The organism is Microbacterium sp. AG790, assembly GCF_003634765.1.
GTDB lineage: Bacteria > Actinomycetota > Actinomycetes > Actinomycetales > Microbacteriaceae > Microbacterium.
In genome coordinates, this window is sequence record NZ_RBWZ01000007.1 from 55,522 (window position 1) to 78,548 (window position 23,027).

Here is a 23,027-nt window from a genome sequence, read left to right on the forward strand (position 1 = left end):
TCAGGCACCCTTCACTGCGTTGCGGACGTAGACGATGCGGCCACGCGCACCGGGGACGGCGCCCTTGACGAGCAGCAGACCCTTCTCGGCGTCGACGGCGTGCACCGTGAGGTTGAGGACGGTCACGCGCTCGCCACCCATACGGCCGGCCATGCGCATGCCCTTGAAGACGCGGCTCGGCGTCGACGAGGCGCCGATGGAGCCGGGCTTGCGGTGGTTGCGGTGCGCACCGTGCGAGGCGGAGACACCCTTGAAGTTGTGACGCTTCATGACACCCGCGGTGCCCTTGCCCTTGCTGGTGCCGACGACGTCGACCAGCTGGCCGGCCTCGAAGGTGGCGTCCACGGTGAGCTCCTGACCGAGTGAGTAGTCAGCGGCATCCGCGGTGCGCACCTCGGTGAGGTGGCGGCGGGGGGTCACGCCCGCGGCCTCGAAATGGGCCGTCTGGGGCTTGTTGACCTTGCGGGGGTCGATCTGGCCGTAGGCGATCTGAACGGCGTTGTAGCCGTCACGCTCGGGCGTGCGCACCTGGGTGACCACGTTGGGGGCCACCTCGATGACGGTGACGGGAACAAGCTTGCCGTTCTCGTCCCAGACCTGGGTCATGCCGAGCTTCGTGCCGAGCAGGCCCTTGGAAACCTTTTCGTTGATGTGTGCCATGACCGGGACCTCAGAGCTTGATCTCGATGTTGACGTCGGCCGGGAGGTCGAGACGCATCAGCGAGTCGACGGCCTTGGGCGTCGGGTCGATGATGTCGATCAGGCGCTTGTGGGTGCGCATCTCGAAGTGCTCGCGGCTGTCCTTGTACTTGTGGGGCGACCGGATGACGCACACGACGTTCTTCTCGGTCGGAAGGGGCACGGGGCCCACAACGGTGGCGCCTGCGCGGGTCACCGTGTCGACGATCTTGCGCGCCGACGTGTCGATGACCTCGTGGTCATACGACTTCAGGCGAATGCGGATCTTCTGTCCCGCCATTGTCTGCTCACTCTCTTTCTCGCGTCGTACCTGCCCTGATCGCTCAGGGGGCATTGGACGCACATGGCACAGGGTTGTGCCGGGCACTTGCGCACCACTGTTCTGATGTCAGTCCCGATCGTTCGCGCGCACGCGGGCGAATCCTGTTTCCAGGAGAGATCGGATTGTGTTGTTCTGCTGCCCGCGGCCTAGGTCATTGCGCGTTTCCGAAGAGGATGCGCCGCCTATGCACTGCCCTGGCAGTGATCCCGCACGTCGCTGACGCGCACGCAGGAATGTGGAACTGGTCTAGTCTACGTGTCCGCCGGGCGTGTCGCAAACCCGGGCGTGTCGCGCCGGGATGCCACGCGTTCCCCTGGTCCCTCGCCGTGCGCGGCAGACACAAAAAGGGGAGGGGTGGGCCCTTGGGGAAAGCCCACCCCTCCCGGTCTCCGCGGGACGCGCGACCCCCCGACCGCGCGCCCCGGGTCTCAGCGCGCCGCGTCCCCCCGACGCGATGGCGCAGCGTTCAGAACGACGCGCAGGCGCGGACGACCGCGATGAGGACGCCCCCCGGCATCCACATCGACGGCGAATCGTCCATCGCCGGCAGGAGCCAGAGGCACGCGGTCGGATAGCCCGTACCGCGACGAGTGTGCTCGGGTCCCCCGAACAACATCCCCCATATATCCACGAGCAGCGCTCATGCCCCCACAACCTGTCACCGTGCACACGCGCAGACTCTGCGCGATGCGGCGGAACGAACCCCCACAGTTCATTCAGTCGGTTTTCAGCCCCCCGGCGTCGTACTGACCACTTTTGACGCTAGAGGGTGCACACCCCAGCGTCAAGTCGGATTTGATCTCGTTTTCGACACGGTGCGACGAAGGGGTGGATGCCCCGGCATCCACCCCTTCATCCGGCCCGTCGGACCCGCTCGCAGCTCACGTGCCGATCGCGCCGTCGACCTGGTCGCGGACCTCGTCGACCTTCGCGTCGAACTGGTCGGGCGCGAGCTTCTTCACGACGTCGGCGGACGCGTCGAGGACGTTGTCGCTGACCTCCTCGGCCTTGTCCGAGTGGATCACCTCGTCGATCTTGTCCTTGTTCTGCTCCAGAAACTGCGTGCCCTGTTTCACGATGTCATCCAGCCCCATGGCCGTCCCCCTCCTGTTCGATCGATGTCGTGCGGAGCGCACTGAGGACATTCTGGCGACGCCGGCGCCGGCTGCCTAGAGGCGTGCCCCCCGCGGAGACGACGATGCCCCCGGGAGCACGTGGCTCCCGGGGGCATCGATGGTGTGAAGTGCTTACTTCAGGATCTTCGTGACGGTACCGGCACCGACGGTGCGGCCACCCTCACGGATCGCGAAGCCGAGTCCCTCTTCCATGGCGATCGGCTGGATGAGCTCGACCGTCATCTCCGTGGTGTCACCGGGCATGACCATCTCGGTGCCCTCGGGCAGCGTGATGACGCCGGTGACGTCGGTGGTACGGAAGTAGAACTGCGGGCGGTAGTTCGTGAAGAACGGGTTGTGACGGCCACCCTCCTCCTTGGAGAGGATGTACGCGGTGCCCTCGAAGTCGGTGTGCGGCGTGACCGAACCCGGCTTGACGACGACCTGACCACGCTCGACGTCGTCACGCTTGGTGCCGCGAAGCAGCAGACCACAGTTCTCGCCGGCCCAGGCCTCGTCGAGCTGCTTGTGGAACATCTCGATACCGGTGACGATCGTCTTCTGCGTCGGGCGGATGCCGACGATCTCGACCTCGGAGTTGATGGCCAGCGTGCCACGCTCGGCGCGGCCCGTGACGACCGTTCCACGACCGGTGATCGTGAAGACGTCCTCGATGGGCATGAGGAACGGCTTGTCCTTGTCGCGCACCGGGTCCGGGATGGACTCGTCGACGGCGTTCATCAGCTCGACGATCGACTCGACCCACTTCTCGTCGCCCTCGAGAGCCTTCAGGCCCGAGACGCGAACGACGGGGGCGTTGTCGCCGTCGAAGTCCTGCGAGCTGAGCAGCTCACGGACCTCGAGCTCGACGAGCTCCAGGATCTCCTCGTCGTCGACCATGTCGCTCTTGTTGAGCGCGACCAGCAGGTAGGGCACGCCGACCTGCTTGGCCAGCAGCACGTGCTCACGCGTCTGAGCCATCGGGCCGTCGGTGGCGGCGACCACGAGGATCGCGCCGTCCATCTGAGCGGCACCGGTGATCATGTTCTTGATGTAGTCGGCGTGGCCGGGCGCGTCGACGTGCGCGTAGTGGCGCTTCGGGGTCTCGTACTCGACGTGCGAGATGTTGATCGTGATACCACGCTGACGCTCTTCGGGAGCCGAGTCGATCGACGCGAAGTCACGCTGCACGTTGGTCGCCGACGGGTACTTGTCGGCGAGCACCTTCGAGATCGCAGCGGTGAGCGTGGTCTTGCCGTGGTCGACGTGACCGATCGTTCCGATGTTGACGTGCGGCTTGGTCCGCTCGAACTTGGCCTTGGCCACTGGGTCCTCCTCAGGACGTTCATGTAGAGGTTCCGGTCGCTGGATTGCGACCGGTGCTCTACGGGGATGGGTGTCAGTCTAGACGACTGGGTCTGTATTCAGTTTGTGCGGATGCTGTGCGCAAAGCGGTCTACGCAGAAGGCTCGGCGCACAGCATCCCAGAGGGTTACTCGCCCTTGTTCTTCTGGACGATCTCGTCGGCGACGGCCTTGGGGACCTCCGCGTACGAGTCGAACTCCATCGAGTACACGGCCCGACCCGAGGTCTTCGAGCGCAGGTCGCCGATGTAGCCGAACATCTCCGACAGCGGGACGAGGGCGCGCACGATCTTGATGCCCGACCCGTCCTCCATCGACTGGATCTGGCCACGACGCGAGTTCAGGTCGCCGATGACGTCGCCCATGTACTCCTCGGGCGTGCGCACCTCGACCGCCATGAGCGGCTCGAGGATGGCGGGGTTCGCCTTGCGGATGGCCTCCTTGAAGCCCATGGAACCGGCGATCTTGAACGCCATCTCGGACGAGTCGACGTCGTGCGAGGCACCGTCGAGCAGGATCGCCTTGACACCGACGACGGGGTAGCCGGCGAGGACACCCACGTTCATCGCGTCCTGGAAGCCCTGGTTGGTCGGCTCGATGTACTCGCGCGGGATGCGGCCACCGGTGACCTTGTTCTCGAACTCGTACGTCTTGTCGGCCGTGACCTCGAGCGGCTCGATCGCGAACTGGATCTTCGCGAACTGACCCGAACCACCGGTCTGCTTCTTGTGGGTGTAGTCGTGACGCTCGACGGCCTTCTTGATCGTCTCGCGGTAGGCCACCTGGGGCTTTCCGACGTTGGCCTCGACCTTGAACTCGCGCTTCATGCGGTCGACGAGGATGTCGAGGTGCAGCTCGCCCATGCCCTTGATGACCGTCTGGCCGGTCTCGGGGTTGAGCTCGGTGCGGAAGGTCGGGTCCTCTTCGGCCAGCTTCTGGATCGCGGTGCCCAGCTTCTCCTGGTCGGCCTTGGTCTTCGGCTCGATGGCGACCTCGATGACGGGCTCGGGGAAGGTCATCGACTCGAGGACGACGGGCTCGTTCGGGTCGGCGAGGGTGTCACCGGTGGTGGTGTCCTTCAGGCCGATCACGGCGTAGATGTTGCCCGCGGTGACCGCGTCGACGGGGTTCTCCTTGTTGGCGTGCATCTGGAAGATCTTTCCGATGCGCTCCTTCTTGCCCTTGGTCGAGTTGATGACCTGCGCGCCCGAGTCGAGGTGACCCGAGTAGACACGGATGTAGGTCAGGCGACCGAAGAACGGGTGCACCGCGACCTTGAACGCCAGCGCGGCGAACGGGTCGTTGGCGTCGGGGTGACGCTCGATGACCTTCTCTTCGTCCTTGGGGTCGTGCGCCTCGATGGCGGGCACGTCCAGGGGCGAGGGCAGGTAGTCCACGACCGCGTCGAGCATCGGCTGCACGCCGCGGTTCTTGAAGGCCGAGCCACAGAGCACCGGGTACAGGTCACCGGCGACGGTGAGCTTGCGGATGGCGCCCTTGATCTCGGCGAGCGTGAGCTCCTCGCCACCGAAGTACTTCTCCAGCAGCGCCTCGTCGGACTCGGCGACCGTCTCGAGCAGCTTCTCGCGGTACTCGGCAGCACGGTCGGCGAGGTCGGCCGGGATCTCCTGAACCTCGTACTTGGCGCCCATGGTGACATCACCCTTGGCGTCGCCGGGCCACACCAGTGCGCGCATCTCGACGAGGTCGATGACGCCCAGGAAGTCGTTCTCGGCGCCGATCGGAAGCTGCAGCACGAGGGGCTTGGCGCCCAGGCGGTTCACGATCGTGTCGACGGTGAAGTAGAAGTCGGCGCCCAGCTTGTCCATCTTGTTGACGAAGCAGATGCGGGGCACGTCGTACTTGTCGGCCTGGCGCCACACCGTCTCGGACTGGGGCTCGACGCCCTCCTTGCCGTCGAACACGGCCACGGCGCCGTCGAGGACGCGCAGCGAGCGCTCGACCTCGACCGTGAAGTCCACGTGTCCGGGGGTGTCGATGATGTTGATCTGGTGCTTGTTCCAGAAGCAGGTCACGGCGGCGGACGTGATCGTGATGCCGCGCTCCTTCTCCTGCTCCATCCAGTCGGTGGTCGAGGCGCCGTCGTGGGTCTCGCCCAGCTTGTGGTTGACACCCGTGTAGAACAGGATGCGCTCGGTCGTCGTCGTCTTGCCGGCATCGATGTGCGCCATGATGCCGATGTTGCGGACCTTGTTGAGGTCGGTGAGCACTTCTTGTGCCACGGGGTGTCCTTACGTGTGTGTTCGGGTTGCGGACGTGTCGACTCGCTGCGCTCGCTCAACGACCGGTCTGGTCGTTGAGCGAGCAGCGAAGCCGCGAGTCGAGACGCGTTACCAGCGGTAGTGCGCGAAGGCGCGGTTCGACTCGGCCATCTTGTGGGTGTCTTCGCGGCGCTTGACCGCGGCACCCAGGCCGTTCGAGGCGTCGAGGATCTCGTTCTGCAGACGCTCGGTCATCGTCTTCTCACGACGACCCTTCGCGTAGCTGACGAGCCAGCGCAGCGCGAGGGTGTTCGCGCGGTGCGGCTTGACCTCGACCGGCACCTGGTAGGTCGAGCCACCGACGCGGCGGCTCTTGACCTCGAGGGTGGGGCGGACGTTGTCGAGCGCCTTCTTGAGCGTTGCGACGGCATCCTGGCCGTTCTTCGCCTCGACGCCCTTGAGGGCGTTGTAGACGATCGACTCGGCCAGCGACTTCTTGCCGTCGACGAGGATCTTGTTCACCAGCTGGGTGACGATCGGAGCACCGTAGACCGGGTCGTTGACGACGACGCGGCGGGGTGCGGGTCCCTTGCGAGGCATCGGACTCAGCCCTTCTTGGCGCCGTAGCGGCTACGGGCCTGCTTGCGGTTCTTGACGGCCTGGGTGTCCAGGGCGCCGCGAACGATCTTGTAGCGGACACCGGGGAGGTCCTTGACACGGCCTCCACGGACGAGCACGAGCGAGTGCTCCTGCAGGTTGTGGCCCTCACCCGGGATGTAGGCCGTGACCTCGGTGCCGTTGCGAAGCTTGACACGGGCGACCTTGCGCATGGCCGAGTTCGGCTTCTTGGGCGTGGTCGTGTACACGCGGGTGCAGACACCCGCCTGCTGCGGGTTCGCCTTCAGGGCGGGCGCCTTGGTCTTGGTGACCTTGGGCGTACGTCCCTTGCGAACCAACTGCTGAATGGTTGGCACGTTCTCTCCTTGTAAAGCTGTGCCGGCTCTCGCCTGCACAGGTGCTGCACGGTGACAGCGATGGTGGTTTCACCACAGATCCACCGGCACGGCGGATGCCGAGCATTGGGTGGTGGATATGCCGTGGGGGCGGCCTGTTCGCAGACCGGTCCCGATCGTGTGCCGAACCCCGTCCGGATGCCGTGGCACGGCGGACGGCGCGCGTATACGCACACCCGGTCAATACTACGCCGTATGACGAACTCGGGCAAACGCGCCCGGTGAGTCGCGCTCTGCTCTCGCGACGCTCGTCTCAGCGTTCGATGCGCGCGAGGTGGAACTCCTCGTCGCCGAGGAAGAACCGCTCCCCCGCGTCGATCTTCGAGCCCGGCTCCACCTCGACCTCCTCGCCCATGAAGGTGCGAACGAGCACCCCGTTCGTCGAGGCCAGATCGGTGATCGTCCAGACCTCGTCGTGCCGTTCGAGACGGGCGTGGGTCTTGGACACGGTGAGGGCCTCGCCCGCAACGGCGATGAGCTGGGCCTTCGGGAAGGCCGCGTCGGCGGCCGGGCGGCGCCCGAGGATGACGACGTCTGCCGTTATCGCGACCGGTGCACCGGATGCCGGGACGAGCTGCCACACCGCCGCGCGGACCCGCCGCGTGATGACCGTCTGGTCGATGTCGTCGTCGGCGCTCTCGCCGCGGAGGTGCTGGGCGGCCACCGCGCCCGCGGCCGAACGCGGCGATCCTGCAGCCGGAGAGCCGATGACCGCCGACACCTCGCCCGACAGCTCCGGGAAGCCGTCGGGCTCGTTCGGAGCGACCGCGAACGCCGGCCACGGTCGCGCGCGGCGCAGCGGCGGCTCCGCCGCGTCGGGCGTGACCTCGGGCGCGGGGGCGGGGTCCGCTGCGGGGGCGGGCGCGGACCCGGGTGCCGCGGAGACAGGGATGTCCGAGGCCGTGTCGGCCGAGGGGTGTTGCGAGGCGCGCGCCGCCGCTGCGGCGGCGGACACCCGCGGCGCGGGCGCCTCGGCTCCCGTCGTCTCGGCGGCGTCGTGCGGCGACGGCAGCGCGGTGCTGCGCCGGCCCGGCACGAAGTCGATGGGCGCATCGTCGGTGACCGGCGGCATGGCGTGGCGCCAGCCGGCACCCGAGCTGGGTGGGAACGGGGACGGCGCGATCGCCGAGACGTCGTCGATCTCCGACGGCCAGGCCGCGTCGTCGTCGACGGCTTCTCCGGCGCGGACGGCGGCGGATGCCGACACGGGCGCCGGCGGGCGGACCACGGCGGCTGGCGACGGCGAGGCGGCAGGATCGTCGAGCGCATCGGCGTCGGCGGCTCCCGCGGCGCGCGCGGTGGGGACCGCGTCTGCGGAGGGCGGCGCGGCTGCGGGCGGCGCGGCTGCGGGCGATGCGGGCGAGGGCGGCACCGTCGTCTCCGGCGGTGTCCACGCCACAGCGGCGGCGGCCTCGGGAGGCGCAAAGAGCCGTGCCAGGTCATCGTCGTCCTCGCGCGCCCCCTCGGAGCGCCCGGCCGGCACGGCCGCGTCGGGCGCTGCCGCCAGGGGCGCCGGCCCCGGAGGCAGCTCAGACACGACCGCGGCCTCCTGCGGGGTCGGCGCCAGGTCGGCGAACACTCCCCCGAGGCTCGCGCGGGGCTGCTCGCGCGAGGCCGCCGCCGCGCCGCTCGCGCGCGCGCCGAGCCACCGCGAGGGCCCGAAACCGAGGATGCTCGCCCAGACGACGAACAGCACCGCCGCGAGGACGGTCATGCCACCGCCGTATCCGAAGCCCGGATTGATCCGGTGAGCCGAGATGATCACCAGCACCCACAGCGCGATCGGCCCGAGCACCGGAAACAGCCCGATCAGGATGAGCCACGGACTGAACCCTCCCCACCCGAGCACGGTGGCGACGTTGAGGACGGGCACCCACCCCTTGTAGGGGGCCTCGCCCATCTTGCGGAACATCGCGGCCAGGGCCAGTGCGGTCCAGACATACAGGGCGAGGCCCACCGCGAGGGCGACGAGGCCCAGCAGAGCGCCGACGGAGTCGCCGATGGGTGCGTTCATGCGGTGCGCCGCGGGCGCGAGGCCGCGCGGCTCCCCCTCTCGAAGTGTGACCGGAACGATCGCGGGACGAACGATCTCAACGATACGGCTGCACGCAGCCGGCGCCACCTGCTCGTCGCGAGCGCAGCACGCTCGTCCTCGACGATCCGCCAGAACTCATCGGCCTCGTCGGGGGCCATCGGGCGGGCGGAGAACACCGCTTCGTCGGCGGTGCGCGCCAGCGCGCCCGCCGCCGGACGCGCGAGCGCCTGTGCGATCTCGGAACGCGTGGCGGCCGGTGGCGGGCGGCGACCGGCGTCGATCGCGACATCGAGGTACTCGTCCCAACCCCCGGCGATCGCGTCGGCGGGACGGTCCTGGCGCCGCCGCCGGCGCCGCCGCAGCGCCTTGGCGATCACGATCGCCGCGAACGGACCGGCGAGCACGAGCAGAACCGCAAGGACACCTCCCGTGATGCCCAGCGTCGTCCACAGCCAGCGCAGGTCGAGAGGGTCGGAGCGGTCGGTCGGTGCGGCACTGTCCTCCTGCGCGGGACGCTGGGGCTGCACCTCGTCGACCCCGTCGGGGCGCACCGAGGTGGCGATCTGGGGGTCGGGCTGCTCGGTGCGCTCGGTGCGCGGCGGGCGCACGTGCTGGGGGGTGACGTCGACCGGGATCCAGTCCCCCGACGCGGCGCGCACCTCCACCCACGCCGAGACGTCGCCGGCGCGACACACCCCGCCGGCGCAGGTCGCGGCATCCGGGTCGCTCGACGTGAGGCGCGTGCCGACGACCACCCGCGCCGGAAAGCCCAGCTCACGGGCGATGAGCGCGACGGCGGCCGAGAACTGCTCGTCGTCGCCGACGGCGGCCACGAGGTCGTCCGCGGCGACGGCGGCGGGGTCGGCCTCGCGGGCCAGCAGCGCCGTGAACATGGCGTCGATGCGCGCCAGCGAGTGTCCCGACGCGCTCGGTGCGAAGGTGTAGCCCGCCCCGAGCTGCTGCATCCAAGCGGCGCCGACAGCGGGCGGGCGCAGCGCGTGGCTCAGGTAGCCGCGCGAACGCAGCAGCGTGACCAGGCCGTCCAGAGCCGCCCCGCCCGTGCCGACGGCATGCTGCTGCACCCAGGTGCGCAGGCTCGCCGGTGCCACCAGTTCGCTGCCATCGGCGGCGGTCACCGACACTCCCGCCTGCCCCCCGGGAGCAGTGGCCGAAGACAGGGCGCTCACCGCCGGCGCGGCAGCGCGGAGACGGTAGGTGTCACCGGCGCTCCAGGGGGCCGTCTCGACCGCCGCCTCCCGTGCGCCGCTCACGTAGAAGCCGTCGGCCAGTGCGGCGGCGCGCGGCCCGGCGAAGTCGACGGATGCCACGGCTCCGGCCGTCGGCATCCAGATGCCGTCCAGCGCGCCGATCGTCACCTCGGCGTCGATGGGAGCCCCCTCACCGAGAACGCGTGCCGCCGCAAGCCGCACGAACGGCTCGCCGGCCGGATCGGTGCGCCAGACCGCGCCGTCGTAATCGTCCAGGACAGCCAGTCGCACCCGGTCGGGAAGAGCGTCGCCGGTGACCCGGAACAGTTCCTCGTCGACGCGCGCGTCGGCGAACAGCGTCCGATACGAGCTCAACGGGCTGATCGCACGGGAGATCTCCTGACGGGGTCCCGTCGCCTCGCGCAGCACGTCGCGCTGCGCCGGCACCGCCACCGCCGGCACCGAGACGGCGACGGCCGCGGCGACGGCGACCATGCCGACGCCGAGCCCGAGCCGGCGCAGTCGCGAGCCCGCACCCCGCGCGGCGTCGCCGGCCACCCGCACGCGGGCTGCACCCGACGCCCGACGAAGAGCCTGCACACGCGCGGCGCGGCTGCGCCACGACAACCACAGCACGCCGGTCAGCAGCACTCCCGCTCCCACGGCCGTCTCGACCGGGGCAGGGAGGAGGAAGGGGCCGATGACCAGCGGTGCGCTGACCTCGGTGCTGCCGAACAGCAGCCCGAAGCCGGCCATCGCGATCGCGACGGGCACGGCGAGCACGGCGAGCACGTCCCTGCGCCAACTCAGCAGCAGCACGCTGGCCGTACCGACCAGGAACACCACGAGCGCCGGCACCAGCAGGTTGCGATACGACCCGACCGGCAGGTCGACGGTGAGCAGGTCTTTCCATCCCCACAGAAGCCCCGCGGCGAGCTCTCCCAGTCCCTGGAGGAACGGTGCCGGCGCCCCCGCACGGGAGGGGACGGCCAGGGGTACTCCCGCCACGAGGACGGCGCCGGCGAGCAGTCCGGCCGCGGCCCACCCGTTCCACCGCCGCCAGGCGACGAGAGCCGCGATGGCGGCGGCGAGCACGGATGCCGCGATCACCAGCAGCAGAAACGATCCGGACCGGTAGACGGGCCACGCCGCGACCGCGGCCAGCCCCACGGCGGCGAGCGCGTAGAGCGCGCCGGCCACGACCCTCACGACCGGGCTCCGCGCAGGAGCAGTCCGGCAAGATCCTCGAGTGCGCCGATGGTCACGACGGTGAGTGGACCGACCGTCTGTGCGCGCGGGTGGGCGCGCTCGTCGCAGCGGACGGCGATGACCGCGGCATCCACCGGAAAGGCCAGCGTCGCCAGGCGCAGCGCCGCGAGAGGCACGCCCGAGCCGGCGACGAGGACAGCGACCGAGAGCCGTTCGTTGGCCTCGGCGGTCAGCCGGCACACCTCCGGGAACGGCATCGTCTCGACGAGGCGATCGACGCCGCTGAAGCCGTCGAGCACGGCGCGCGGGGCGCCCGCGGCGATGTGGCGGATGGCGCGCAGGCGTCCCCGGACGACGCGCGGGATCTCGGCACCGACGACGATGTCGAGGTCGCGCGCGTCGTGCACGGCGCGCAGGGCCAGGGAGGATGCCGCACTGACGGCGAGTTCGAACTCGTCGTCGGACGCATACTCCGCGCTCGACAGTCCCAGCACGACCGCCATCCGCGAGCGGCGCGACTCCTCGTACTGCCGGACCATGAGCCGGCCCGTCTTCGCCGTCGACTTCCAATGGATCTGTCGGCGGGCATCACCGGGCGCGTACTCGCGGATCGCGTGGAAGGACATGTCCGCATCGACGAGGCGCCGTGTCGCACTGCCGTCGAGGTCGCGGATGAGTCCGGCGCTGGTGGACGGCACGGCGACGGTGCGCGGGTGGACGAACAGCTCCTGCACGTCGTCGAAAGCGTGCTCGCGGCACAGCAGCCCGAGCGGGTCGGAGCGGATCGTGGTCGCCGGACCGATGCGCACGATGCCGCGACGCTGCGGCGGCAGTTCCACCGCGTGCCGGGAGACCCCGTCGGCGGCGAGGATCGGAACGCCGAACTCGACCAGTCCGGGCCCGATCGGGATGTCGATGCGGCCGGGCAGCGCTGTGGCGCGCCCGATGTTGCGCACGGCGACGGTCGCCCGCGCCGCCGCTCCCGCGACGACGCGCTCCCGGTCGAGCACGAGGCGCACCTCGTACGCGCGGGCCCCGAGGAGGAAGGGCAGGGCCATGACGAGCAGCACCGCCGCGGCCGCGCCGGCGACGAGGGCCTCGACCCATCCGAACGCGAGCCCTGCCGCGAGGCCCGCGGTCGCCGTCAGCACCACCAGAGCCCCGGCGGGCCTGATCGTCGCGCGGCACCACGCGGTGGCGGCGCGGACGGCCGCGCGCCCGCTCGCCCAGGCCCGCGAGGCGCGGACGGCCGCACCCACCAGGCGACGGCCGCGCCGCGCCGTGACCTCGGTCCGCTCGCCGGTGAGGCTGGTGGCCGAGGTCCGGGTGAGCCGTGTGTCGGTCACGGACGACCGACTCTCGCCGCTGCTCACGCGCTGTCCCGGCGGGTGGGCGGCGCCACGTCGAGAAGGACCTGACCGATGACGGCCTCGGGGGCGACGCCGTCGAACTCGGCCTCCGCGTGCAGGATCAGCCGGTGAGCGAGCACCGGGACCGCGAGCCGCTTGACGTCGTCGGGCGTGACGTAGGTGCGTCCGTGGGCGGCGGCGCTCGTGCGCGCGGCCCGCGTCAGGGCGAGGGCCCCGCGGATGCTGACGCCCAGGCGAACCTCGTCGGCGGCCCGGGTCGCGTCGACGAGGCGCGCGATGTAGTCGAGCACGAGCGCGTCCACGTAGACGTCCGCGGCCAGTTCGCTCATCCCGACCAGCGCGCCCGGGGTGAGCACGGGCGACAGGTCGGCGATCGCGACCGCGGCGCGGTCGAGGATGCGGACCGTCGCCGCGTGATCGGGATAGCCGAGCGCCGTGCGCAGCAGGAAGCGGTCGAGCTGGGCCTCCGGCAGCCGGTAGGTGCCGGCCTGCTCGACCGGGTTCTGCGTGGCCAGCACGAGGAAGGGGGCGCCGACGGCACGCGTGACGCCGTCGATGGTCACGCTCCCCTCCTCCATCACCTCCAGCAGCGCCGCCTGCGTCTTGGGGCTTGCGCGGTTGATCTCGTCGGCGAGGACGATGTTGGCGAAGATGGGGCCGGCGTGGAACTCGAACGCGCCGGTCTTCTGGTCGTAGACGGTGATTCCGGTGATGTCACCCGGGAGCAGGTCGGGGGTGAACTGGATGCGGGTCGTCGTCCCCTGCACCGATTGGGCCACGGCGCGGGCGAGGGAGGTCTTGCCCGTGCCCGGCACGTCCTCGATGAGCACATGGCCTTCGCTGAGCATGGCGGTCAGGATGAGCTCGACGACGTGACGCTTGCCGAGCACGGCGCGCTCGACGTTGTCGGCCAGTTGCGCGAAGGTCTGGGCGAACCAGCTCGCCTGCTCGGTGGTGATCGTCATGAGGACTCCGTCGGGTCAGCCGGCCGGGTTCGGCGCGGCGGCGGGCGTACAGCGTGTGGCGAGCTCCGCGCTCGCGGGGGCGAGGCTCCAGCCCTGCCCGGACCAGTCGACGACAACGCGGATGCCGGCCACGCGCGCGGCGTTCGCGGGCACCGTCCACGGATCCGTGCCGGGAGCCAGCAGCGTGTCGTTCTTGTCGTAATAGCGGATGGCAGCGGGATCGAAGGTGACCGCGGCATCCGAGCCACTCGAACTGGCGGTGCGGGAGAGCGTCGTGCCGCCGGTGCACGTGCCGAGCGACCACGAGGCCTGCACCTGATACGGCGCGCTGCCGGCAGCGGGGGTCACGTCGCCCCACGCCGACTGCCACCATCCGTCCTTGTGCTCGTAGCGCACCTGGATCTGGGGGTCGTTGTCGAACACGCTGCTCGGCAGTCCCCGGAAGACCACGTTGTTGTCGTTCGGCGGAGTCTCGGGCGACGTCGGCGTCTGATCGATCGTCCACGTGGCGCGACCCGAGGGGGTGCCGTCGCCGGCGACGTGCGCGGTGGAACCGACCACGAAGGTGTAGCCGGTGGGCGCAGCACCGCTCTGCGTCGCGCGCACCGTGTTGGTCACGGTGGCCCGACCGAAGGAGCGTGAACCGAACCACGACTCCGCGCAGAGGGCGAAGGTGTACAGGCGCCCGTCCGGCAGGCCCCGGAAGACCCGCTGTCCGCCGTCGTCGCTCGTGCGGCAGCTGTCGGCCGACACGGGCGCGCCGTCCTGACCGACGGGACCGTCCAGGCGCACGATGCCGTAACGCACCCGGGCGTCGTCGCCGCCCGGCGCCGCCGTGCCCACCGCCGTGATGTCGACCCGGCCTCCGCCGACGTTGACGGCCGTGAGGGTCAGCGCGCCCTGCGTCGGCGCACCGATGCCGTGCGCCGACACCGTCGTGGAGCCGATGGCGGGACCGGGAAGACCCGGCGGAGCCGTGTACCGCGACAGCGGCGTGATCGTCACCTCGGTCGCCGTGTTGGCGCCCACCCGGAACGCGGGCACCGTGATGTCGGTCTGCGTGGCGCCGACGGCGATCGTCTGCGTCTCACCGACCGGGCTGGTGATCTGCAACGACCCGGTGTTCGCGGCATCCACCCCGGAGATCGCCAGCGACGCGACGCCGCCGTCGGCCCCGGCGACGACGGGAGCCGCGGTCGCGCCCGTGGGAGCGGACGGCGGATCGTACGCCCAGGCGGTCGTGCGCACGGCGGTGAGCGAAGTGCCCACCGCGTTCACCGCGACAGCCTCGTACGAGCGCTGCTCTCCGTTCGGGGCGCTGATCGGCGGGCAGATGCCCTGCGGCGTGCACACGGCCACGCGCTGGCCGGCCTGGCGGACCTCGAACCCGGTGAGCGCGGGGTAGGCGGCCTGCGCGGGCCCCGGATCGACCCGGAGGGTGAGCGAGCCGTCCGCGTAGGCGGACTGCGCCACGCTCGCCGGGGCCTTCGGGTAGCCCTGCAGGTCGAGCAGGATCCGTCCGTCTCGGGCGCTCGCGCTCTGGCGTCCCTGGGCGTCGCGGACGGTGAAACTCGCCGCACATGTCGCACCGGGCGCATCCGAGGTCCACGTTGCGGAGACACGGCTGGGCGAGACCACCGCGAAGCTCACGCCGGTGCAGACGCCCGCCGGGGCGACGGAGACCACCTGCAGCGGTGTGCTCGGCAACGGGTTGACCTCGCCGGCTGCGCCGACGACATCGATCGTGCACGAGGTGCCCGACGCCTGGCTGCACTGCTGCTGCACGGAACCCCCCTGCGGCAGCGTGGACGGGGCGGCACCGACCCGCAGGGAGATCCGCGCCGGTGCGACACCCGGGTGGGAGGTCACCTGGACCACGACGCTCTCGATCGTTCCGGGCGCGGCCGCATCACGGCCCCGGACGCTCAGCTGCGCACCCTGCAGGCTCAGCTCGAAGGATGCCGGGGTCCCCTCGACCCGGTAGACGATCGCCTCGGGTCGCCCCTGCCACGTGGTCATCGCGCCGAGGTCGAAGACCTGGGTGTCGCCCGGCGCGACCTCCAGCGCGGCCGGAGACAGCCGTGGCTGCGGGGCGATCGGGGTCACGACGACCGGGATCGACAGGACGGTCCACGACGGCTGCCCGGTGAGGCGCACGAGGACGCGGCAGGTGTCCGTCCACGGCGCGTCCGCTCCGGCCGTGTAGCGCAGGGTGGTGGCCCCGACGGCCGTGCAGGATGCACCGGGCCGCGCGCCCGAGGCGCGGGTCTCGCCCGACAGCTCCAGGGCGCGACCGCGCGGCACGGTGACCAGAGAGGCGAGATCGACGTCGGCCTGCGCGTTCTCGCCGACCGTCAGCGGCGGCGCGCCGGCGCGCAGCGCCAACGGCGTATCGGCAGCAGCCGGGATCCTCAGGAACGCGTAGGTCGTCACCGGTCCGGCGGACGTCTGTCCGGTCACCGAGAAGGGGATCAGGTGGGCACGATCATCGACGGTGCCCACGAGGCGCGTCCCCTCGACGGTGATGCCGTCCGCCGTGCCCCACAGCCCCACCGACAGCTCGCCCGCGTCACCGCCCGACCACAGCACCTTGCCGGCCAGCACGTCGATACCCCGTGCGAGGTCGGCGCGCCCGTCGGCGTCGAGCACGGTGTCGGAGACGACCGGGAAGTCGGCGACGCGCTGGGCGACCACCCGCACGACGATGAGGCCCCGGGCGGTGTTGCCGGCGGAGGAGACCACGTCGTAGAGGAACGACATCGTCCCGGGCGTCGGCCCCGCTGCGATCGTGACCGTGTCGTCGCTCTGCGCGACGAGGCGCTGCTGCAGACGGGTGTACTCCGCCGTCGGCGACCCGTCCAGCGCGAACTGGGGAACGTCCGGGCGCACCCGTTGCAGTGTCAGCGTGCCCTGCAGGGGATCGATGTCGTTGGCGAGGGGATGCACACGCAGGACGTTGCCGTCACCGGCTTGCACCTGCACGTAGTCGGTGTAGGTGATCGGAGCGGGGCTGGCATCGCCGCTCAGCACCCCGACGCGGACGGTTCCGACACCGGAGGCGCCGGAGGGGTCCACGACCCGATAGGTGAACGTGTCCTGTCCTGAGCTGCCGGCGTCGCTCGAGTAGACGATGGAGGCACCGTCGGCGGAGATCACGGCCGAGCCGTGCGCGGGCTGATCGACGATACGGTCCAGGCGCACGACGTCGCCGTCCGGATCCATCCCGAACCCGTCGAACGCGATGACCGTGGACAGTCCGCTGAGCACCCGGCCCGAGAGCGCCCGGGGCTGGGGGTCGCGGTTCGCTCCGTCGCCGACCACGCTCAGGTGGACCGTCGCGGTGTCGCCGAGCGCCGGCGCGCCGGTCGTGAACGCCCGATAGGAGATCGTGAGGTCACCGGGCGACGCGGGGGCCAGCACCCGCAGCACATCGCCGGCGGCGAAGGCGAGCACGTCGGGACGCGACGCGACGATCGACTCGGGGTCCAGACGGGGGCGCGTGCCGACCGCGGCGACGTCGTTGTCCAGCACCGGGATGTCGATCTGTGCACCGGCGCGCACGATGGCACGATCGTCGACGGCGATCGGCGCCTGCTCGGAGGCGGGCGGCAGCAGGTACACCGTCGCCTCGCCCGTGACGGCCGACCCCTCGTCGGTCGTCCCGTCGCCGACCCGGTACGAGACGGTCCCCAGCAGACCCGACTCTCCGGATGCCGTCGAGCCCGATACACGCAACTGGCTCTGGGCCACGACATCCGCCGACAGGGACGCGCCGGTGACCGGTCGGATGACGAGATCGCTGAGCAGGAGCACCCGTCGGGTGGGGTTGGTGACCGCGGCGAGGACGTCGACGGTGGCATCGGCCTGCGGACGCACGAAGGCGACGACCGGCGAGGTCGACAGATCGGCGGGACCCGCCGGGTCGAGCAGGGTGAGCCGGACCGTGCCGGTGGCCTCGTGCCCTCCGGAAGACACCGTGACGGCCACACGGTAGGCGCCGGGGGATGCCGCGACGACATCGAACGTGGTGGAGCCGCCGACGACCGTCGCCGTGGCGGCCGCGTCGTCGAGCACGCGCGCCGCGGTGAGCGTGAGGTCGCCGGCGGTGCCCGTGACGTGCGGAGCGACATCGACCGACACCCGCGAACCGGCGACATCGACGACGGCGAACGACTGCAGGGCTGGCTGCGCGTCACCCCGGATGCGCACGACGAGCTGCCGGGTCGCCGTCGCGCCGCGGACGTCGGCGACCGTCACGGTGATCGACTCGGTCTGCTCGCCGTCCACTCCGGCGTCGCGGTGCTGGAACACGACGTCGCCCTCCGGGGTGGTCGCGACCTCGCCGAGACCGGAGTCGTCGCTCGCCGACAGCAGCAGGACGGGGTCGCCTTGAGGATCCACCCAGTCCCCGAGCACCGGAACGGTCACCGTGCCACCCGGAGCCACCTCGGGGCTCGGCCAGTCCTGGCGGCATCCCTCGACGCCGCACCACACCGGCGCGGAGTTCTCGTCCTCGGCGGCCACGCGCAGTGTCACCGTCGCCGGCGGCGACACGAGCCCGTTCGCCGTGGTGCCGTCGGTCACCGCGTAGGTGAAGGTGGCGGACCCGCTCGCTCCGGGGGCGACGCGCACCGCGAGGCGCTGGCGGTCGTCGGTGGTGGTCACGGTGCCGAACGCGGGGTCGAGACCGGCGACCGAGGCCGGGTCGACGGCGAGAACGTCATCGTTGGGGTCGTGGTCGTTCAGAAGCACCGGAAGACTCACGAGGGCACCCGGACGCACGCCGAACTCATCGTTCTCGGCGACCGGCGGGCGCGGGTCGATGATGGGCGGCGGCTTCTGATCCGAGGTCTTCGGCGCGGTCTGCACCTCGTCCTCGATGTCCCAGTTCTGGCTGGAGGGCAGCAGCCGCCCATCCGGAACCGACCAGACCCACCCCGAGCGCGCGTCGTTGAGGATCACGCTGTCGCCGGCATCCACGAAGACGGGACGCCGCTGGGAGCCCAGTCCCTGCCCGCCGTAGTCCAGGGGCACATCCCCGCCCGTGGAGGTCCACAGGGTGCCGCCGCGCGTGCCCTCGGCGAGCCATGCGGCGCTGACGACGCCGCCGCGGCTGACCGGGCGGGCGGGGGTGCCGCGCGAGGTCGTGCTGTCGCCGAAGATGCGCTCGGCCGCGACGCCGGAGACCGGGATGCGGACCAGCCCGGTGTCATCGGCGACGTACACGGCATCGCCGTCGACCGCGGCGCGACTGACCGCGACGGCGCCCGTCAGCGACACGGAGCCCTGCCCGCGGCTCGTCCAGAACCGTCCCGCGCCGCTGCCGGCGGTGTCCAGGAGCACCCAGTCGTCACCGGCCGCGGTGAGCACGGGGCGCTCCACCGTGGCCGCGACGGTGTCGGTGGCCACCACTCTTCCCGAGGCGAGGTCGATCCGCGAGACGGTGCCGGCCGCTGCCGAGTAGCTGAAGACCACTCCCGACGAGGAGGAGGCGACGGCGGCGGATGCCGGGACCTCGATCGGCGCGGCGGGTCCGGCCGACAGCCGTCCCGCGAACACCGCCCCCGCGTCGGTGCGGTATGCCACGACGTCGCCGGAGGCGTCGATGTCGGCCGTCCCGGCCGGCGCGGGCGTCGCCGAGCGCAGCCCCTCGGCGTCGAGATCGACCGGTGCGGCGTCGTCGATGCGCTCGACCTTGGCATCGTTGTCGGTGAACATGTACGCACCGTCGTCGGAGGTCACGATGCGGCTCGGGTTGCTGACCGCACGCACCGTGTCGATCTCGCCGATGGCGGTGTTCACACGGGCATAGCGCAGGGTGTCGGCCTGCAGCACCCACGCCGTGCTCTGCTGCGGCGGGGTGCGCTGGGCATCAAGTCCCGGCCAGACCACGCTGACCCCGGCGATGAGCGCCAAGGCCGCTCCCGCAGCGGCGAGACCGACGACGCTACCCCGCTTCATCAGCGGATCACCGTCCACAGCGCCGCTCCCGCGGCAAGCAGTCCGCCGCCCACGACGAGCGCGCCGACGACCGAGAGGGCGATCACCCGCGGTGACCACAGTGCGCGCGGGGAGGAGGCGCTCAGACCGGTCGCGTCCTCGTCCGCGCTGGGCGTTCGACGCGCCGTGGCGTCCGGCGTCGTGCGCCGGCGCCCCTCCGCCACGCGACTGCGCGCGGGCCCGCGCGCCGACACGTCGGTGAAATCGATCGCGTCGGATGCCGGCATCCACTCCTCCGTCGGCACCTCCAGCGGGGTGGGCGCGATCCCGGCCGCGCGCTGCACCTCGCGGACGGCCTCGCCGAACTCCCGCGCCGAGGCGTAGCGACGGTCGGGGTCTCGGGTCATCGCCGTCGCGAGGACCTGCTGCAGCGCGTCGGGCACATCCGGGCGGGCGATCGGCACGAATGTCGCCCGCGCGATGCGGCGGCGCATCAGCTCGCGGGTGTTCTGATCCTTCTCGCGCCTCTCGAACGGGCTGTGCCCGGCCAGCAGCGAGTACACGGTCGCGCCCAGGCTCCACACCTCGCTCGCGATCGTGCCACCGCTGTGCTCGGCGACGACTTCCGGGGCGCTCCACGGGATCGACATCGCGAGGACGTCGGATGCCGCGCTGCGCTGCAACGACGCGGAGATGCCGAAGTCGGCCAGCACCGCCGACCCGAAACTGGTCACCAGGATGTTGCTCGGCTTGATGTCGCGGTGGATCAGCCCCGCCCGGTGCGCGGACTCGAGTGCCCCGGCCAGACGCACCGCGACGGCCATCACCTCGTCCACCGGCATCCGCTCGATGCGATAGCGCTGCGCGAGCGAGCCGGGGCAGTACTCCATCACGATGTACGGGCGTCCGTCGGCGGAGATTCCCGCTTGGTAGACCGTGACGATCGCCGGGTGCGCCGACAGATGCGCCAGAACGTCGGCTTCGGCGTTGAACATCCGCAGCAGATCGGGGTCACGCTCGCCCGCCGGCAGCACCTTCACCGCGACCGCACGCCGCGGCATGTCCTGCTGATAGAGGAAGACGTCGGCGAAGCCGCCGGATCCCAGCGGCCGCACGTAATCGAGCCCCGGCAGCTGCGGCGGCGCAGACGGGAGCCTGCGCGTCATGGCACCCCTCAGTCATCTCGCGACCCCATTCCCGACGACCTCGGGAACCCGGCCATGCTAACAAAGCCACCTCGACACACCGCGGCGCCCGCTCCGCACCGCGTCGAGCCGGCACCGATCAGAGCTCGGGAAGGCCGGGGTCGGCGTTCGGCTCGAACGGCGCATCCAGCGAGCGCGTGAGCTCCTCGAGCATGGCGGCGATCTGCGGCTCGACGTACTGCGCGATAGCGGCCTGGATACGCAGGCGATGGTGCAGCAGCACGGCGCAGACCTCGCGACCCACCATGTTCGCGTAATCGTCGGCCAGTCCGACCTCTTGGCGAAGGGCCGCCTTCGCATCATCGCTGAGCGGCGGCAAGGCCGGGATGTCGGCGTCCTCCTGTTCCGCGAGCCCGCCGATCGTGAAGAGGAACGGCGCTCCCGGGACCGGATCCGGATCGAGGGGAAGTCCCTCGAACTCGGGGTCGAGCCCTTCCGAGGGGCGGTAGCTGCGCGCCCGGTTGCGGGCGGCCTGCTGGTCGAGTTCGGCCTGCAGCATCGGGAGGTTCCGCGACGTGTACTCCGCGACGGCATGATCGACGATCGTCTTGATGCGGGTCGAGAGCCCATGCTGCACGCCGTGCGGAACATCCGCCCCCAGGCCCGCGGCCGACAGCACCGGCGAGCCGAAGCAGCGGCGGCACGGCGCGACGCGCCCGCGGTGGGTGGCGGGCTCCCAGCGCGGCAGCCAGCGCAGCCAGGCGTCCACCGCCTGGCTGACCTGGGTCTCGATCGACCGCTCCACGGCTCCATTGTTGCGGCATCCGCGCCGATCGCGGGGGATTTCCGGCCACGACTCAGTCTTCGTCGCGCTCCCACGGCCACCGAGGCCGTTCGGCAGCGGTGCGCACGAGCGCGATCGCTCCCCATCCGCCCACCAGCGCGGCGGCGGCCAGCACGACGGCGAACCACGAGGTCGCGAATGCGCCCACAGCGGCCACGATGCGCGCGCCGTCCACTCCCGAGAGCACACCGCCGGCCAGCACGCCGACCAGGTAGGCGAGCACCGTCGCCACCGTCACGATCGCCGCGCTGCCGTATCGCGTCCGCTCGGGGCGGACGGCGAACCAGGTCGACAGGGCGAAGGCACCGACGGCGAACGCGCCCCCGACGATGCCGGGCAGCTGCCCCAGCCCGGAGACCGGCAGCACCTCCGCGCCCGTGAACAGGCTGAGCATCCCGAACCCGCCGATCAGCAGGGCGAAGAACCCCACGACGGCGAACGCGGTGGCCACCGGCGGGGTGAGCCCGCCTGCGCCACCGCGTTCGCGCGGATCGGTCATCAGCTCTGGTGCAGCCGCGGGCCCGCCTCGAGCGTGCGCTCGTACTCGCGCTGTGCCTCGTCGTTGAGCTCGGTGACACGCTTGCCCCGAGCCGCGACCCACGCGCCGAACCAGATCGTCAGCTCACGTCCGAGCACGAAGGCCACGATCGCGAGCGGGGCGAGCAGCTGCCCCTGAACGAGGTCGGCTCCCTGCCGCGCGGTGAGCGACCAGAACGGCGCCTGGAACAGCTGGCCGAGGAGGTGCCCCGCGTAGGCGACGACGCCGACGAGAAGGCCGAAGACGACCCAGTGGCCCCAGCGTCCACGATTGATGACGGCGCCGAGCAGCCAGAAGCCGATGAAGAAGACGACCGCCGGCACCCACAGCCACCACGACTGCACCGCAGCGAGCGCGGCGGTGCCCACATTGGCTCCCGTCACCTCGCCCCGGATGGCCTGCAGACCCAGGGCGGCGCCGAGGTACAGGATGCCGAAGGCCACCGCCGCCAGCAGGCCGATCGCGCCGGCAGCGCCACGGTTGCCGCGCTGACGCGGCGGCTCGGGGGCCTGGACGAAGATCGGCTGCGGGGCGGGGGCCGCGGCCGGGACGACCGGCACGACCGGCTCCGCGACGACGACGGTCTCCGCAGAAGACGAATAGGCGCCCGGAACGTACGTCTCGTCGACCGGATCGTCGGCGAAGGAGGATCCGTAGACCGGTTCCGTGTGCGTGGCGGGCGTCGACTCCGCGCGGGCCGGCTCGGCTACCACGGGCTGCGGCGCCTGTTCGGACGCGGCCGGCGCGGACGTGTGGACAGCGTCGGCGGCCTCGGCATCCGCCGTCGAGGGCGCATCGACGGCGGCCTCGCGAGAGGCGGCTTCGGCGTCGGCGAGCCCCGCATGGGCACTCGCGACGGCCTCGTCGACCGACGTGGTCTCGACCGGAGGGTGCTCCTCGATCGGTTCGCCGTACTTGGGGTCGCTCATGGCGTGTGCTCCTCACGCGGGACGTGTGCCGCCGCACAGCGAGCGTAACGCCGGGCCGGCGCGCCGACGGGGAGCCATGCCGACGTGTCTCGACGCCCGTGCCGCGCGC

At 71.2% G+C, this 23,027-nt stretch carries 16 protein-coding genes; all 16 read right to left on the minus strand.

Translation table 11 applies throughout. From position 1 onward, the window contains the following. The 16 genes from rplC to DEU37_RS06005 all read right to left on the minus strand — a co-directional run bounded on the left by rplC (position 1) and on the right by DEU37_RS06005 (position 22,918). Positions 1-660: a 50S ribosomal protein L3 gene (rplC, locus tag DEU37_RS05930; RefSeq protein ID WP_005050519.1), complete on the minus strand. Its 660-nt coding sequence runs from the start codon at positions 658-660 to the stop codon at positions 1-3. A gap of 10 nt (positions 661-670) precedes the next feature. After that, positions 671-979 carry a 30S ribosomal protein S10 gene (gene rpsJ / locus DEU37_RS05935; RefSeq protein WP_005050520.1) on the minus strand — a complete coding sequence of 103 codons (309 nt, stop codon included), beginning with the start codon at positions 977-979 and terminating at the stop codon, positions 671-673. Between the two features lie 923 nt (positions 980-1,902). Next, positions 1,903-2,115 (minus strand): hypothetical protein, encoded by a 213-nt coding sequence (locus DEU37_RS05940; protein ID WP_121189694.1) that lies wholly within the window; start codon positions 2,113-2,115, stop codon positions 1,903-1,905. Positions 2,116-2,268: 153 nt separating this feature from the next. Beyond that, positions 2,269-3,462 (minus strand): elongation factor Tu, encoded by a 1,194-nt coding sequence (gene tuf / locus DEU37_RS05945; RefSeq protein ID WP_005050522.1) that lies wholly within the window; start codon positions 3,460-3,462, stop codon positions 2,269-2,271. 166 nt (positions 3,463-3,628) lie between these two features. After that, on the minus strand, positions 3,629-5,743 hold the full coding sequence (gene fusA, locus DEU37_RS05950) for an elongation factor G (RefSeq protein WP_121189695.1): 2,115 nt from the start codon (positions 5,741-5,743) through the stop codon (positions 3,629-3,631). Positions 5,744-5,851: 108 nt separating this feature from the next. Further along, positions 5,852-6,322 carry a 30S ribosomal protein S7 gene (gene rpsG, locus DEU37_RS05955; protein WP_005050524.1) on the minus strand — a complete coding sequence of 157 codons (471 nt, stop codon included), beginning with the start codon at positions 6,320-6,322 and terminating at the stop codon, positions 5,852-5,854. A 5-nt stretch (positions 6,323-6,327) separates the two neighbouring features. Beyond that, positions 6,328-6,696 (minus strand): 30S ribosomal protein S12, encoded by a 369-nt coding sequence (gene rpsL, locus DEU37_RS05960; protein ID WP_005050525.1) that lies wholly within the window; start codon positions 6,694-6,696, stop codon positions 6,328-6,330. Positions 6,697-6,988: 292 nt separating this feature from the next. Continuing rightward, positions 6,989-8,749, minus strand: a complete 1,761-nt coding sequence (locus DEU37_RS05965) for an FHA domain-containing protein (RefSeq protein WP_121190014.1) — start codon at positions 8,747-8,749, stop codon at positions 6,989-6,991. Further along, a complete protein-coding gene (locus DEU37_RS05970) occupies positions 8,746-11,187 on the minus strand; it encodes a transglutaminase domain-containing protein (protein WP_121189696.1) in 2,442 nt (813 codons plus the stop codon). Before DEU37_RS05970 ends, DEU37_RS05965 begins: the two co-directional genes overlap by 4 nt. Next, complete coding sequence (locus tag DEU37_RS05975) at positions 11,184-12,533, minus strand: DUF58 domain-containing protein (RefSeq protein ID WP_259457168.1); 1,350 nt, start codon at positions 12,531-12,533, stop codon at positions 11,184-11,186. The genes DEU37_RS05970 and DEU37_RS05975 overlap by 4 nt, the downstream gene beginning before the upstream one ends. Positions 12,534-12,556: 23 nt before the next feature. Continuing rightward, positions 12,557-13,522, minus strand: a complete 966-nt coding sequence (locus DEU37_RS05980; RefSeq protein ID WP_121189698.1) for a MoxR family ATPase — start codon at positions 13,520-13,522, stop codon at positions 12,557-12,559. Positions 13,523-13,537: 15 nt separating this feature from the next. After that, positions 13,538-19,483, minus strand: coding sequence for an Ig-like domain-containing protein (locus DEU37_RS05985; protein ID WP_121190015.1), 5,946 nt, complete (start codon positions 19,481-19,483; stop codon positions 13,538-13,540). Next, on the minus strand, positions 19,483-20,628 hold the full coding sequence (locus tag DEU37_RS05990; protein ID WP_121189699.1) for a serine/threonine-protein kinase: 1,146 nt from the start codon (positions 20,626-20,628) through the stop codon (positions 19,483-19,485). The genes DEU37_RS05985 and DEU37_RS05990 overlap by 1 nt, the downstream gene beginning before the upstream one ends. 118 nt (positions 20,629-20,746) lie before the next feature. After that, positions 20,747-21,412: a spermidine/putrescine ABC transporter substrate-binding protein gene (locus DEU37_RS05995; protein WP_121189700.1), complete on the minus strand. Its 666-nt coding sequence runs from the start codon at positions 21,410-21,412 to the stop codon at positions 20,747-20,749. 52 nt (positions 21,413-21,464) lie between these two features. Then, positions 21,465-21,950: a hypothetical protein gene (locus DEU37_RS06000; protein WP_121189701.1), complete on the minus strand. Its 486-nt coding sequence runs from the start codon at positions 21,948-21,950 to the stop codon at positions 21,465-21,467. Then, positions 21,950-22,918: an ABC transporter gene (locus DEU37_RS06005; RefSeq protein WP_121189702.1), complete on the minus strand. Its 969-nt coding sequence runs from the start codon at positions 22,916-22,918 to the stop codon at positions 21,950-21,952. Before DEU37_RS06005 ends, DEU37_RS06000 begins: the two co-directional genes overlap by 1 nt. Positions 22,919-23,027 lie beyond the last annotated feature (109 nt).

Bases quoted from the DNA above. Each gene is read 5' to 3' on its own strand.
- DEU37_RS05990 (WP_121189699.1), bottom strand. From the start codon at position 20,628: ATGACGCGCAGGCTCCCGTCTGCGCCGCCGCAGCTGCCGGGGCTCGAT.
- DEU37_RS05980 (WP_121189698.1), bottom strand. From the start codon at position 13,522: ATGACGATCACCACCGAGCAGGCGAGCTGGTTCGCCCAGACCTTCGCG.
- DEU37_RS05985 (WP_121190015.1), bottom strand. From the start codon at position 19,483: ATGAAGCGGGGTAGCGTCGTCGGTCTCGCCGCTGCGGGAGCGGCCTTG.
- rplC (WP_005050519.1), bottom strand. From the start codon at position 660: ATGGCACACATCAACGAAAAGGTTTCCAAGGGCCTGCTCGGCACGAAG.
- rpsJ (WP_005050520.1), bottom strand. From the start codon at position 979: ATGGCGGGACAGAAGATCCGCATTCGCCTGAAGTCGTATGACCACGAG.
- rpsG (WP_005050524.1), bottom strand. From the start codon at position 6,322: ATGCCTCGCAAGGGACCCGCACCCCGCCGCGTCGTCGTCAACGACCCG.
- DEU37_RS06005 (WP_121189702.1), bottom strand. From the start codon at position 22,918: ATGAGCGACCCCAAGTACGGCGAACCGATCGAGGAGCACCCTCCGGTC.
- DEU37_RS06000 (WP_121189701.1), bottom strand. From the start codon at position 21,950: ATGACCGATCCGCGCGAACGCGGTGGCGCAGGCGGGCTCACCCCGCCG.
- DEU37_RS05940 (WP_121189694.1), bottom strand. From the start codon at position 2,115: ATGGGGCTGGATGACATCGTGAAACAGGGCACGCAGTTTCTGGAGCAG.
- DEU37_RS05965 (WP_121190014.1), bottom strand. From the start codon at position 8,749: ATGAACGCACCCATCGGCGACTCCGTCGGCGCTCTGCTGGGCCTCGTC.